13 protein-coding genes and 1 other RNA gene are annotated in these 12,730 nt (G+C 65.6%); 8 read left to right on the top strand and 6 right to left on the bottom strand.

What is annotated here, in order from left to right:
• Positions 1–79: 79 nt before the first annotated feature.
• Both nudC and K408_RS0103705 read right to left on the bottom strand, forming a co-directional pair.
• Entirely contained in the window at positions 80–1,018 is a 939-nt protein-coding gene (gene nudC / locus K408_RS0103710) for an NAD(+) diphosphatase (protein ID WP_024337162.1), read from the bottom strand.
• 10 nt (positions 1,019–1,028) lie between these two features.
• Positions 1,029–1,448, bottom strand: a complete 420-nt coding sequence (locus K408_RS0103705) for an HIT domain-containing protein (RefSeq protein ID WP_024337163.1) — start codon at positions 1,446–1,448, stop codon at positions 1,029–1,031.
• Between the two features lie 188 nt (positions 1,449–1,636).
• Here K408_RS0103705 and ffs point away from each other — a divergent pair.
• From ffs to K408_RS0103685, 5 genes are all read left to right on the top strand, one after another.
• Positions 1,637–1,733: signal recognition particle sRNA small type (gene ffs / locus K408_RS40700), an RNA gene on the top strand.
• Positions 1,734–1,828: 95 nt separating this feature from the next.
• Positions 1,829–3,667, top strand: a complete 1,839-nt coding sequence (locus tag K408_RS0103700; protein WP_024337164.1) for a DNA polymerase III subunit gamma/tau — start codon at positions 1,829–1,831, stop codon at positions 3,665–3,667.
• A 24-nt stretch (positions 3,668–3,691) separates the two neighbouring features.
• Positions 3,692–4,012, top strand: a complete 321-nt coding sequence (locus K408_RS0103695; RefSeq protein ID WP_024337165.1) for a YbaB/EbfC family nucleoid-associated protein — start codon at positions 3,692–3,694, stop codon at positions 4,010–4,012.
• Complete coding sequence (gene recR, locus K408_RS0103690; RefSeq protein ID WP_024337166.1) at positions 4,012–4,617, top strand: recombination mediator RecR; 606 nt, start codon at positions 4,012–4,014, stop codon at positions 4,615–4,617. Before K408_RS0103695 ends, recR begins: the two co-directional genes overlap by 1 nt.
• A gap of 28 nt (positions 4,618–4,645) precedes the next feature.
• A complete protein-coding gene (locus tag K408_RS0103685; protein ID WP_024337167.1) occupies positions 4,646–5,080 on the top strand; it encodes a hypothetical protein in 435 nt (144 codons plus the stop codon).
• A gap of 127 nt (positions 5,081–5,207) precedes the next feature.
• Here the strand turns inward: K408_RS0103685 and K408_RS0103680 are convergent, their stop codons facing one another.
• Both K408_RS0103680 and K408_RS0103675 read right to left on the bottom strand, forming a co-directional pair.
• On the bottom strand, positions 5,208–6,569 hold the full coding sequence (locus tag K408_RS0103680; RefSeq protein WP_024337168.1) for an AmpG family muropeptide MFS transporter: 1,362 nt from the start codon (positions 6,567–6,569) through the stop codon (positions 5,208–5,210).
• A gap of 193 nt (positions 6,570–6,762) precedes the next feature.
• Positions 6,763–7,962, bottom strand: coding sequence for a DNA recombination protein RmuC (locus K408_RS0103675; protein WP_024337169.1), 1,200 nt, complete (start codon positions 7,960–7,962; stop codon positions 6,763–6,765).
• Between the two features lie 170 nt (positions 7,963–8,132).
• Here K408_RS0103675 and def point away from each other — a divergent pair, with 170 nt between their 5' ends.
• The 3 genes from def to truA all read left to right on the top strand — a co-directional run bounded on the left by def (position 8,133) and on the right by truA (position 10,575).
• Entirely contained in the window at positions 8,133–8,660 is a 528-nt protein-coding gene (gene def, locus K408_RS0103670) for a peptide deformylase (RefSeq protein ID WP_024337170.1), read from the top strand.
• Positions 8,661–8,782: 122 nt separating this feature from the next.
• Entirely contained in the window at positions 8,783–9,718 is a 936-nt protein-coding gene (fmt, locus tag K408_RS0103665; RefSeq protein WP_024337171.1) for a methionyl-tRNA formyltransferase, read from the top strand.
• 113 nt (positions 9,719–9,831) lie between these two features.
• Positions 9,832–10,575: a tRNA pseudouridine(38-40) synthase TruA gene (gene truA, locus K408_RS0103660; RefSeq protein ID WP_024337172.1), complete on the top strand. Its 744-nt coding sequence runs from the start codon at positions 9,832–9,834 to the stop codon at positions 10,573–10,575.
• A gap of 68 nt (positions 10,576–10,643) precedes the next feature.
• Here the strand turns inward: truA and dapE are convergent, their stop codons facing one another.
• Both dapE and dapD read right to left on the bottom strand, forming a co-directional pair.
• Complete coding sequence (gene dapE, locus K408_RS0103655; protein WP_024337173.1) at positions 10,644–11,810, bottom strand: succinyl-diaminopimelate desuccinylase; 1,167 nt, start codon at positions 11,808–11,810, stop codon at positions 10,644–10,646.
• Between the two features lie 10 nt (positions 11,811–11,820).
• Positions 11,821–12,666 carry a 2,3,4,5-tetrahydropyridine-2,6-dicarboxylate N-succinyltransferase gene (gene dapD, locus K408_RS0103650; protein WP_024337174.1) on the bottom strand — a complete coding sequence of 282 codons (846 nt, stop codon included), beginning with the start codon at positions 12,664–12,666 and terminating at the stop codon, positions 11,821–11,823.
• Between the last annotated feature and the right edge of the window lie 64 nt (positions 12,667–12,730).

The raw sequence follows: 12,730 nt of genomic DNA, 5'->3' as shown, positions 1-12,730 counted from the left end.
CACGGCTGCCCGGAGAACGGACGATCGCACCGTGTTGCCGATACCGAGGCGACGGCGCACCCCGGATAGCCGTCAGCGGTCAGCTCTTGTCGTGCACCCAGCGGCCGAGCAGGTGATGAGCGATGGCGAACGGATGCGGACCGGCGAGCCCGTCCGGATGCGTCCGCGTCAGCATCTTGGCCGCCTCTTCGCGCGTGAACCAGCGCGCATCTTCCAACTCCATGCGATCGACGACGATGTCCTCGTTGAGCGCCCGCGCGCTGCAGCCGATCATCAGCGACGACGGATAGGGCCAGGGCTGGGTCATGTAGTACTGCACGTCGGTGCAGCGAATGCCTGATTCTTCCAGGATCTCGCGGCGCACGGCGTCCTCGATGGTCTCGGCCGCCTCGACGAAGCCGGCGAGGCAGGAATACATGCCCGGCGGAAACTGCTTCTGGCGGCCGAGCAGGCATTTTTCGCCGGAGGCGACCAGCATGATCACGACCGGGTCGGTGCGCGGAAAGTGTTCGGCCTTGCAAGCAGGGCAGTCGCGCTTCCAGCCGCCTTCCTTCATCGCGGTACGTGCACCGCAATTGGCGCAATAGCCGTGCCGCTGATGCCAGCCGACCATCGACTTCGCCATTGCGATGGCTGACAGCTCCTGTGGCGGAAGCGCACCCTGCATCGCCATGCCGCGGAGTTCGGTCACGGTATAGTCCTCGCGGCCGACCAGCTTCTCGGCAGCGGCTTGCGGCATCCCCATTCCGAACACGGCCGCGCCCTCGCGCAGACCCAGGAAGACCGTGCCGGGATTGGCGCCGCATTTCAGCGCCTCGTCGATCGAGAGCAGCGCGCGCACTTTGTCGCCGTCGCGCTTCACCAGCAGCGAGTCGCGATAGACCACGTAGGCGCGTGAGGACGGCTTCTGCTCCATCGCGAACAGCTTCTCGTCGTCTCGGCGCAGATGCGCGGCGCGGTCGAGGACGTTGGTGACGAAGGCCGGCTGTCCCAGCGGAAATGCGTCGAATGCTGACATTATTGTTCTTTCAACCCAACCAGATCTTGCGGCGAAGCGCGCTGATGAAATTCTGCACTTCAGTGGCATCGTGCGCCAGCGGCGGCATGACGCCCCAAACCGGTCGCGGCCAGGCCGCGTCGCTGGTGCGGCGTGCGATGATGTGAACGTGAAGCTGCGGCACGAGATTGCCGAGGGCGGCGACGTTGAGCTTGTCGCACTTGGTGATCTCCTTGAGGGCGCGAGATACGCGGGAGATCTCGGTCATCAGCTGCGCCTGCTGCACCTCGTCGAGGTCGATGATCTCGACCGCGTCGGGGCGCCGCGGCACCAGCAGCAGCCAGGGATAATGCGCGTCCTTGATGACCAGCACCTTCGACAGGGGCAGGTCGCCGATGTCGATGGTGTCCTCTTTCAGGCGGGAGTGCAGCGACCAGGCAGGTTCGGGCATGAAGACCTTCTCGTGATGATTCCCACCGTCGCAGAGACCACGGTTCCGGACAATAACCGTGATACGCCGTTGCATCGGGGCGGGCATGCCGATCCGGTCGGGCCAGCCGGCCCCGTGTGTCCCGGGACCCTGGGAACAGTCATCCTGCCCGCTTGCTTTCCGCTCCCTTTGGCCCCAAATAGGGACCGGGAGATTGGCGGTGGACGAGCCACTCGCCAACCGGGTCAGGTCCGGAAGGAAGCAGCCCTAACGAGGTCCGGATCGGGTCGCTCGTCAGTCTCCTACTTGTTTTTTCGAGCGAATTGCGCCGGCGGTCGCCCCGCCAGGCGCGCTCCTTTCCGCAAGAGCCGGCCGAGAGAGATTTCATTGCGGATCGACCGATGACCGACGCTGGCGCCCCTCCCAATCCCGATAGCGCCGGCCAGGCCGGCAATGCACCCTACCGGGTGCTGGCACGCAAATACCGCCCGTCCTCATTCGATGACCTGATCGGCCAGGAGGCCGTGGTCCGCACCGTCTCCAATGCGTTCGAGACCGGGCGCATTCCGCAGGCCTGGATTCTCACCGGCGTCCGAGGGGTCGGCAAGACCACCACGGCGCGCATCCTCGCCCGGGCGCTCAACTACGAGATGCCGGATGGCTCGGTGAAGGGCCCGACCATCCACATGCCGACCTTGGGCGTGCATTGCCAGGCGATCATGGAAAGCCGGCACATGGACGTGCTGGAGATGGACGCCGCTTCGCATACCGGCGTCGACGACGTCCGCCAGATCAACGACAGCGTGCGCTATGCCCCCGCCAGCGCCCGCTACAAGGTCTACATCATCGACGAAGTCCACATGTTGTCGACGGCGGCGTTCAACGCCTTCCTGAAGACGCTGGAGGAGCCGCCGGAGCACGCCAAGTTCGTGTTCGCGACGACCGAGATCCGCAAGGTCCCGGTCACCGTGCTGTCGCGCTGTCAGCGCTTTGATCTGCGCCGGGTCGAGGCGGACGTATTGATGAAGCACCTCGCCAATATCGCGACGAAGGAAGGCGTCGAGATCGAGCCCGAGGCGCTCGGCATCATCGCCCGCGCCGCCGAAGGCTCGGTGCGTGATTCGCTGTCGCTGCTCGATCAGGCCATCGCGCATGCGGCGGGCCAGGTGAAGGCCGATGCCGTCAGGCAGATGCTGGGGCTTGCCGACCGCACCCGCGTCATCGATCTCTTCGAGTCGCTGGCGCGCGGCGACATCGCGGCCGCCTTCAAGGAGTTCCGCGACCAGTACGACGTCGGCGCCGATCCGGTCGTGGTGCTCTCTGACCTCGCCGAATTCGTCAATTTCGTCACCCGTGTGAAGGTCATTCCGGCGGTTGCCGACAACGTCGCCTATGGCGAAACCGAGCGCGTGCGCGCCAAGGAGTTCGCTTCGAAGATCTCGATGCGCGTGCTGTCGCGGATGTGGCAGATGCTGCTCAAGGGCATCGCCGAGGTGCAGGCGGCGACGCGCCCCGCCGCGGCCGCCGAGATGGTGCTGGTGCGTATCGCCTACGTTGCCGACCTGCCGACGCCAGACGAAGCCATCAAAATGCTCGAGCAGAACGGCGGCGGCTCGCCGGTCGTGAACGGCGGCAGCGCAGCGCGCAGCAGTGCGCCGTCCGCGCCGATGTCCTCCGCAGCGCCGGTTTCCGCAGCGCCGGTTCGCATGCCGACATCCTCGCCCTCCTCGTTCGGCGGGGGCGGTGCCCGGCCGCAGATGGCGGCCCCCGCGCCGGATCCGCAGGCCGCAGCGCCCGTGCTGCGCGTCACCAGCTTCACCCAGCTCGTCGCCCTCGCAGGCCAGAAGCGCGACATCATGACCAAGAGCGCGCTCGAAGGCGACATGCGCCTCGTTCGTTTCGAGGAAGGCCGGCTGGAAGTCGCGCTCGAGCCCAACGCCTCCAAGACCATGATCTCGGAGCTCGCAAAGAAATTCGAGCTGTGGACCGGCCGGCGCTGGACCGTGATCGTCTCCAACGAGCAGGGCCAGCCGACGCTGCGCTCGGTGAACCAAGCGGCCAAGCAGGAGCATGCCCGTACCGCGGAAGCCGATCCGCGCGTGCAGGAGGTGCTGTCGCGTTTCCCCGGCGCCAAGGTCGTCGAGGTCCGCAGGCTTGCCCCCGAGGCGCCGGAATCCAATATTAACGCGGACTACGGCAGTGACGATCCGCCCGACGGTTCCGATGGCGACGATCTCTGACCATTCTTTCAAGGACGAGCACCCATGGCTGATTTTCTCGGCATGATGAAGCAGGCGGCGCAGCTGCAATCCAAGATGCAGGAGATGCAGGAGCAGCTCGCCAACGTCGAGGTCGAGGGCATCTCCGGCGGCGGCCTCGTCGCCGTGCGCATGACGGCGAAGATGGACGTCAAGGGTGTCAGGATCGATCCCTCGTTGATGAAGGCGGAGGAGCGCGAGGTGCTGGAAGACCTGCTCGTCACCGCCTTCGGTGATGCCCGCCGCAAGGCGGAGACCGCGATGCAGGAGAAGATGCAGGCCCTCACCGGCGGGCTCGGCCTGCCACCGGGGTTGTTCGGCCAGTAATTATGAGCGCTGTTGCAGGTCCTGAGATCGAGCGGCTGGTCCAGCTGCTCGCGCGGCTGCCGGGCCTCGGTCCGCGCTCGGCGCGGCGCGCGGCGCTGCATCTGATCAAGAAGCGCGAAGCACTGATGATGCCGCTGGCCTCGGCCATGCAGGTGGCGCTGGACAAGGTCCAGGTCTGCAAGACCTGCGGCAACATCGACACGCAAAATCCCTGCACCGTCTGCACGGATCCGAAGCGCGATCCCTCGATCATCGTCGTCGTCGCCGACGTTGCCGATCTATGGGCGCTGGAGCGGGCAAATGCCACCCAGGGGCGCTATCATGTGCTGGGCGCGACATTGTCGCCGCTCGACGGCGTCGGCCCCCAGGACCTCACCATCGACGCGCTGGTGGCGCGCGCGCATGATTCGCAGGTGCACGAGATCATCCTGGCGCTGAATGCGACGGTCGACGGCCAGACCACGGCGCATTACATCACCGACCTGCTTCAGGACGCCAATGTGAAGGTGACGCGGCTCGCCCACGGAGTTCCCGTCGGCGGCGAGCTTGATTATCTCGACGAAGGTACGCTATCGGCTGCGATGCGGCAGCGTACGCTGTTCTAGCAATCCAGACTTTTACGGAACGGACGATATGACGACACGATTCGCCAAACGGCTGGCCCTGGTTGCGATGATGATGGCGGTGGTGACCCCGGCTGTTTCCGCGCAGCAGGACGATGGAGTCCCGCCGCCGTCCAAGCCCGGCAAGCCGATCAACACCGGCGACGTGCTGTCGGGCGAATTGAATGCAATGAAGGTGCGCGACGTCAAGAACGGCAAACGCGTTGCGACCTACCAGATCACCACCGAGCCGCGCCGCCTGCCGCCGCCGAACGGGCTGTGCAATCTCGAGACCGGCCCCGAAACCTTCCAGCTCGTCACCTCCAGCGATGCGCAGGCCACTCAGCTGAAGTCGTTCGTCGGCAAGGAGATCTCCGTGAAGGTCGACGAGATCGCCTGCGCCAGCGATCCCGGCCAGATGAGCGAGGCCGTGATCACCAAGTGGAGCCTGATCAAGAAGCAGTAGGAGGGCGGCGATGCTGTCTCCGCCGTCATTGCGAGGAGCCCTTGCGACGAAGCAATCCAGACTGCCTCAGCGGTGACAGTCTGGATTGCTTCGCTTCGCTCGCAATGACGAAAGAGAGAGGTGAGTTCTACACCCGCGCGGGCTCCAAGGTTTCGAAATGCCCGCGCTTCTGCAAGTACGCCAGCAGCATCAAGCTCGGGATTGCGACGAGCACCGAGATCGCGAAGAACATCGGCCAGCCCGTCGCTTTCGCCAGATAACCCGCACCCGATGACAGATAGGTGCGTCCCACGGCGGCGAGCGCCGTCAGCAGCGCATATTGGGTCGCCGTGTGCAGCGGGTTCTGGCACAGCGCCGAGAGATAGGCGACGAAAATCACCGTGCCGATGGCGTTGCAGAAATTATCGGACGTGATCGCGAGAGTCAGCGCCCATTCATTGACGCCGACCAGTGCCAGCCACGTGAACGACAGGTTGGACATCGATTGGACGATGCCGCCGATCCAAAGGCTCGTTGCGAGCGAATAGCGCCGCGCCACAAAGCCGCCGGCGAAGCCGCCGGCCAACGTCGCGACAATGCCGACGCCCTTGACGATCACGGCATAGTCGTTCCGCGTGAAGCCGATATCGATCACGAACGGCACCGTCATGTTGCCGGAGAACGCGTCGGTGAATTTGAACAGCACGACGAAGGCGAGCACGACCCATGCTTCCTTGCGCCGCAGGAACTCCGAGAATGCGCCCAGCGCGGCATGAAGCACCCGCGATATCGCGCCCTCGTCCTGTGTGGCGGCCTCCGCGCGCTCGGATTGTGGAGGCTCGGTGGCGGCCAGTGCAGTCACCGTGCCGATCAGCACCAGAGCGGCCATCACCACGTAGCCCCACATCCAGGCTGCGCCACGCGGGACGATCGTCTCGAAACCCGTCACGATGAACAGGGCGCCCGCGGTCGATATCAGCATGCCGATGCGGTAGGCGGCGACATAGGCGGCCATGCCGGCGGCCTGCTCGCTTTCGGGCAGGCTCTCGACCCGGAACGCATCGACGACGATGTCCTGCGTCGAGGACATTGTCGCGACCAGCAGCGCACCGAGCGCGACGAACAAGGGTGAGCGTGCCGGATCGGTCAGCGCCAACAGCAGAATCGCGCCGATCAGCAGCAATTGCGAGAACACCAGCCACCCGCGGCGACGTCCGAAGGCACGCGTGAAGAACGGCACGTGCAGCGCGTCAACCAGCGGCGCCCACAGGAATTTCAAGGTGTATGGCGTTCCGACCAGCGCAAAGAGCCCGATCGTTCCGAGATCGACCCCCGCCTCGGCCATCCACACCAGCAGCGTCGATCCCGACAGCGCCAGCGGCAGCCCCGAGGAGAAGCCGAGGAACAGCACGATCAACACCCGCGGCTGCAGGTAAACGGAAAGGCTTTCGCGCCAGGAGGCGACGGGTGCAGTGCTTGCGGCAGGAGAGGTCGCGTCGGGGGCGGTCATGGCGGCGGTGTTAGCAGATTCCGGGGGAAAAGACTCTCGCGGTAGCTGGTGAGACGGGAGAGCTTCCGGCTCGATCGGTGTCATCGTCCGCGAAGGCGGTCGATCCAGTAATCACCAGCGGCTCGGTTCAATCACAATTGCTGCGGCGTACCGGATACCCCGCCTTCGCGGGGTATGACGGCGTGCCCCAATCTCACTCCCCCGCCTGGAGCTTCCGCGGGAACAGCTCTGCCGCTCCCGTCGCCACCAGCCGCGGACCCTCCGGCGCGTCGCTCTTGCTGAAATCGAGCTCCTCGATTCGTCCGGCACGCTTCTCGATCTTGTCGGCGGAGATCAGCACCTGGCGGACGTCCTCGTTGACGTCGGCGAAATGCTTCTGCAGCTTCAGCACACGGTCGCGCAGACGGCCGAGGTCGTCGCCGAGCTTGATCACTTCGGTGCGGATCTGGTCGGCGGCGTCGCGCATGCGCGCGTCCTTCATGATCTGCTGCATCACCTGGATCGCGAGCATCAGCAGCGAGGGCGACACCAGCACGACGCGGGCGCGATAGGCCTTCTGGATCACGTCGTCGAAACCGTCGTGGATCTCGGCATAGACCGACTCCGACGGCACGAACATCAGCGCCATCTCCTGGGTCTCGCCGGCCACGAGATATTTCTCGGCGATGTCGCTGACATGCTTCATCACGTCGCCGCGCAGCCGCTGCGTGGCAACCCGCCGCTCCTCGTCGGTGCGGGCGTCGTGCAGCGCGGTCATCGCCTCCAGCGGAAACTTGGCGTCGATGCAAAGCGGGCGCTGGTCGGGCAGGAACACGACGCAGTCGGGCCGCTTGCCGGTCGAGAGCGTGAACTGGAACTCGTAGGAGCCTTTGGGGAGACCGTCCTGGACGATCGCCTCCATCCGTGCCTGGCCGAAGGCGCCGCGCGACTGCTTGTTGGCGAGCACGTCGCGCAACGTGGTCACCTGCGTGGTGAGGTCCGTGAGGTTCTTGTGCGCGTTGTCGATGATGCCGAGCCGTTCATGCAGGGCGCGCAGGCTCTCCATCGTGTTGCGGGTGGTGTGTTCCATGGACTCGCCGACGCGATGGGTCACTGAATCCAGCCGCTCGTTGACCGCACGAGCCATCTCGGCCTGGCGGCCGGCCAGCGCCTGGGTCATGGCATCGACCCGGCCCGACGACTCGCTCTGCGCCCGCAGCACCTCGCTCAGCCGTTCCTCGAGCTCGTCGGCACGGATTGCATTGGCCATGGCGAGTTCCGCGCCGCGCCGCCCCGAGCGCGCGATCACCACCGCGATCACAATCAGCAGAATGAGGACGAGCGTGCCGAAGCCGATCAGCACGTCAACGGTACGTACCGGCCAGTCGCCAACCATGAAGATGATTTCGTTCATGCAGCCTTGTAGCCGATTCGCAGGGTCGATGCGAACGAAGAGGGAACGTGTCGGGCGACAATCCCCTGATTTCCATGGTTAACGAACCCTGAAGCTTTCATGGTTGGTGGAGGATTGACGGAGTTCCGGTCCGCATTGACCGCATCCGGCATGGGGCTTAAATCGCCGCCATGGCCCTCAGAGAAATCATCATCCTGCCCGACAAGCAGCTGCGTCTGGTCTCAAAGCCGATCGAGAAGGTCACGACCGAGATCCGCAAGCTTGCCGACGACATGTTAGAGACCATGTACGACGCGCCCGGCATCGGCCTCGCTGCGATCCAGGTCGCGCAGCCGCTGCGGCTCATCACCATGGATCTCGCCAAGCGCGACGAGAACGGCGAGACCAAGCCGCTCCCGCGCGTCTTCATCAATCCCGAGATCATCGCCTCGTCCGAGGAACTGTCGGTGTATGAGGAAGGCTGCCTGTCGATCCCCGAATATTACGAGGAGGTCGAGCGCCCCGCGAAGGTGCGCGTGCGTTTCACCGACCTCGACGGCAAGGTGCACGAGGAGGATGCCGAAGGCCTCTACGCCACCTGCATCCAGCACGAGATCGACCACCTCAACGGCGTGTTGTTCGTCGACTATCTGTCGAAGCTCAAGCGCGACCGCGTGATGAAGAAATTCGAGAAGGCCGCCAAGCGCGCGGCGGAGTAAAACTCTCTGTCGTTCCGGGGGCGATGCGAAGCATCCAACCCGGAACCTCGAGATTCCGGGCTCGGCTCTTCGAGCCGCCCGGAATGACGGTCACTGATTGCGTCCCTCCGCAGGTTCGTCACATGCCCCTCCGCCTCATCTTCATGGGCACGCCCGATTTCTCCGTGCCCACGCTGCTCGAGCTGGTCGCACACGGCCACGAGATCGTGGCGGTCTACACCCGCGCGCCGAAGCCCGGCGGCCGCCGCGGCCTGCAATTGCAGCCGACCCCGGTCGAGGACGCCGCGCGAAAGCTCGGCGTTCCCGTCCTGACGCCAAAGACGTTGAAGACCCAGGAAGCGCTGGACGAATTTCGCGCCTTGGATGCCGACGCCGCCGTCGTCGTCGCCTATGGCATGATCCTGCCGCAGGCGATCCTCGATGCGCCGAAGCTCGGCTGTTACAATCTGCACGCGTCGCTGTTGCCGCGCTGGCGCGGTGCGGCACCGATCAACCGGGCGATCATGGCAGGCGATGCCGAGAGCGGCGTCATGGTGATGAAGATGGACGTCGGCCTCGACACCGGCGACGTCGCGATGGCCGAGCGCATCGCGATATCAGACAGCATGACCGCACGCGACCTGCACGACCGTCTCTCCCGGCTGGGTGCCGACCTGATGGTGCGCGCGATGGCCGCGCTCGAACGCGGCGGCCTCCAGCTCCGAAAGCAGAGCGAGGAGGGTGTCACCTATGCTGCCAAGATCGAGAAGGCCGAGGCGCGGATCGACTGGAGCAAGCCGGCCCGTGCGGTGCTGCGCCACATCCACGGCCTGTCGCCGTTTCCCGGCGCCTGGAGCGAGCTCGCGAACATCAGCGAAAACGCGCGCGTCAAGATCCTGCGCTGCGAACTCGCCAAGGGCACCGGCGTGCCGGGCGAGGTGCTCGACGATCAGCTCACCATCGCCTGCGGCGAGGGCGCGATCCGCATCCTGGAGCTCCAGCGCGAAGGCAAGGCCCGGGTGCAGGCCGCCGACTTTCTCCGCGGCATGCCGCTGAAGGCGGGCGCGAGGTTCAACTGATGCTGTCATACCCTGCGAAGGCGGGATATCCAGTATGCCGAGGCTCCTGAGATCGAACCGAACCGTCACGATGTACTGGATCGTCCGCCTGCGCGGACGAAGACACCGGAAAGATGCCCCGCTACAAGCTCACCATCGAATATGACGGCGCGCCATTCTTCGGCTGGCAGGTGCAGGAGACGCTGCCGTCGGTGCAGGGCGCGCTGCAGGCGGCGGTGAAGGCGATGACAGGCGCGGATTTGCGCGTGCACGGCGCCGGGCGCACCGATGCCGGCGTCCATGCGCGCGGCCAGGTCGCGCATGTCGACGTCGACAAGCAGTTTCCGCCGGGCCGTTTTCGCGACGGGCTCAACGCGCATCTGCGCCCGCATCCGATCGCGGTGCTCGAGGCCGAGATCGTGCCCGACAGCTTCGAGGCGCGCTTCTCGGCCATCAAGCGCCACTACCGCTATCGCATCGTCAACACCCGCGCCAATCTCGCGCTCGACGTCGGCCACGCCTGGCGCGTGCCGCGCAAGCTTGATGCCGATGCAATGCATGCGGCGGCGCAGCGTTTGCTCGGCAAGCACGATTTCACCACGTTCCGCGACACCGAATGCCAGGCCAAGTCGCCGGAGAAGACGCTCGATCAGCTCGACGTGATGCGCGACGGCCGCGAGATCACGATCGTCACCTCGGCGCGCTCCTTCCTGCACAGCCAGGTGCGCTCGATGGTGGGCTCGCTGGTCTGGGTCGGCGAGGGCCGCTGGAGCGCCGATGATCTGTCGGCCGCACTCGCCGCCCGCAAGCGCGCCGCCTGCGGCATCGTCGCACCGCCCGAGGGCTTGTACCTGATGAAGGTGGATTATTACCCCTAATGCCGCCACCGCCGTCATGCCCGGGCTTGTCTCGGGCATGACGGCGGAGCGTTGGGCGAGAGTTAGCCCTACCCAAAATACCGCGTCAGTATCCCCCGATACACCCGCGTCAGCTTCTCCAAATCAGCCACCGGCACGCGCTCGTCGACCTGGTGCATGGTCTGGCCGATAAGGCCGAACTCGATCACCGGGCAATAGCTGGAGATGAAGCGCGCGTCCGAGGTGCCGCCTGAGGTGGACAGCTCCGGCTTGCGGCCCGTCACTTCCTCGATTGCTGCCACCGCGAGATCGGTGAACGGGCCGGGCTTGGTGACGAACACGTTGGAGTTCGACGGCTCCCAGACGATGCGGGCCTTGATGCGGTTGCCGCAGGCCTTGGCGAGGCGCGCTTCGACCAGCTCGCGCAGGCTGGCCTGGGTGTGGTTGTCGTTGTAGCGGATGTTGAATTTCGCACGGGCCTCGCCGGGGATGACGTTGCTGGCCTTGTTGCCGACGTCGACCGAAGTGAATTCGAGGTTGGAGGCCTGGAACTGCGCGCTGCCATGGTCGAGAGGCTCGTCGGAGATCGCAACGATCAAGCGCGCGATGTCCGGCACCGGATTGGAGGCGCGGTGCGGATAGGCGACATGGCCCTGCACGCCGTCGACGACGAGCGTGCCCGATTGCGAGCCGCGGCGGCCGACCTTGATGGTGTCGCCGAGCGTCTCGACATTGGAGGGCTCGCCCAGCACGCAATGGTCGAATTTCTCGCCGCGCTCGGCGGCCCATTTCAACAGCTTGATCGTGCCGTTGATGGAAACGTCTTCCTCGTCGCCCGTGATCAGGAACGAGATCGAGCCCTTCCCGTCCGCGCGCGGCTTGCCGCCATTGCCGGCGAGATGCTCCAGCACCGCGGCGACCGAGCAGGCGATGCCGCCCTTCATGTCGACCGCACCGCGGCCATGCAGGACACCGTCCTTCACCTCTCCGGAGAACGCGCCGACGCTCCAGGCGCTCTCGTCGCCCGGCGGCACCACGTCGGTGTGGCCGGCAAAGGTGATGTGCGGCCCCTCGGTGCCGATGCGTGCATAGAGATTGTCGACGTCGGCGGTACCGGGCTCGCTGAAGGTGACGCGGTGGCAGGCGAAGCCGGCTGCGGTCAGGATCTTTTCAAGCACCCCGAGGGCGCCGGCATCGGCCGGGGTTACCGAGGGGCAGCGGATCAGGTCCTGGGCGATCGAGAGAGCATCGGTCATGCGCGTCGGATCAATCCCGCAGCAGCTCGTTGATGCTGGTCTTGGAGCGCGTGCGCTCGTCGACGCGCTTGACGATGACGGCGCAGGCGGTGCTGGGGCCGATCTGGCCGTTCTTCATCGGCTTGCCGGGCAGCGCGCCGGGCACCACCACGGAATATTCGGGCACTTCGCCCATGAAGACCTCGCCGGTCTCGCGGTCGACGATCTTTGTGGAGGCGCCAAGGAACACGCCCATCGCCAGCACCGCGCCCTTGCGCACGATCACGCCTTCGGCGACCTCGCTGCGCGCGCCGATGAAGCAATCGTCCTCGATGATCACGGGCTCTGCCTGCAGCGGTTCGAGCACGCCGCCGATGCCGGCGCCGCCGGAGATGTGGACGCGCTTGCCGATCTGCGCGCAGGAGCCGACGGTGGCCCAGGTATCGACCATCGTGCTCTCATCGACATAGGCGCCGAGATTGACGAAGGAGGGCATCAGGACGACGTTCTTGGCGATGAAAGCCGAGCGGCGCACCACCGCGCCCGGCACGGCGCGGAAGCCCGCATCCCGAAACCGGTTCTCGCCCCAGCCCTCGAACTTCGAGGGCACCTTGTCCCACCAATTCGCCTTGCCGGGACCGCCGGGAATGACGCCCATGTCGTTGAGACGGAAGGACAGCAGCACCGCCTTCTTGAGCCACTGATTGACCTTCCACTTGCCGTCGGCGCCGCGCTCGGCAACGCGCGCCTCGCCCTTGTCCAGAATCTCCAGCGACTGGTCCACGGCCTCGCGCACCTCGCCCCTGGTCGAGGTCGAGATGCCGTCGCGCGCGTCGAAGGCGCTGTTGATGGTGGATTCGAGGGCTGCAAGGGACATCGGGATTTCCTCTGGGGAGCGGGAATTTTGATGGATTGGGGCGCTTTTTCGGGATTTGCAGGGG

Origin of the sequence: Bradyrhizobium sp. in8p8 (assembly GCF_000426845.1) — a bacterium.
GTDB lineage: Bacteria > Pseudomonadota > Alphaproteobacteria > Rhizobiales > Xanthobacteraceae > Bradyrhizobium > Bradyrhizobium japonicum_C.
The sequence above is the reverse complement of the archived record's forward strand: the minus strand, read 5'-3'. Positions and strand labels throughout refer to the sequence as shown.

Bases quoted from the DNA above. Each gene is read 5' to 3' on its own strand.
- nudC (WP_024337162.1), bottom strand. From the start codon at position 1,018: ATGTCAGCATTCGACGCATTTCCGCTGGGACAGCCGGCCTTCGTCACC.
- K408_RS0103705 (WP_024337163.1), bottom strand. From the start codon at position 1,448: ATGCCCGAACCTGCCTGGTCGCTGCACTCCCGCCTGAAAGAGGACACC.
- K408_RS0103700 (WP_024337164.1), top strand. From the start codon at position 1,829: ATGACCGACGCTGGCGCCCCTCCCAATCCCGATAGCGCCGGCCAGGCC.
- K408_RS0103695 (WP_024337165.1), top strand. From the start codon at position 3,692: ATGGCTGATTTTCTCGGCATGATGAAGCAGGCGGCGCAGCTGCAATCC.
- K408_RS0103685 (WP_024337167.1), top strand. From the start codon at position 4,646: ATGACGACACGATTCGCCAAACGGCTGGCCCTGGTTGCGATGATGATG.
- K408_RS0103680 (WP_024337168.1), bottom strand. From the start codon at position 6,569: ATGACCGCCCCCGACGCGACCTCTCCTGCCGCAAGCACTGCACCCGTC.
- K408_RS0103675 (WP_024337169.1), bottom strand. From the start codon at position 7,962: ATGAACGAAATCATCTTCATGGTTGGCGACTGGCCGGTACGTACCGTT.
- def (WP_024337170.1), top strand. From the start codon at position 8,133: ATGGCCCTCAGAGAAATCATCATCCTGCCCGACAAGCAGCTGCGTCTG.
- fmt (WP_024337171.1), top strand. From the start codon at position 8,783: ATGCCCCTCCGCCTCATCTTCATGGGCACGCCCGATTTCTCCGTGCCC.
- truA (WP_024337172.1), top strand. From the start codon at position 9,832: ATGCCCCGCTACAAGCTCACCATCGAATATGACGGCGCGCCATTCTTC.
- dapE (WP_024337173.1), bottom strand. From the start codon at position 11,810: ATGACCGATGCTCTCTCGATCGCCCAGGACCTGATCCGCTGCCCCTCG.
- dapD (WP_024337174.1), bottom strand. From the start codon at position 12,666: ATGTCCCTTGCAGCCCTCGAATCCACCATCAACAGCGCCTTCGACGCG.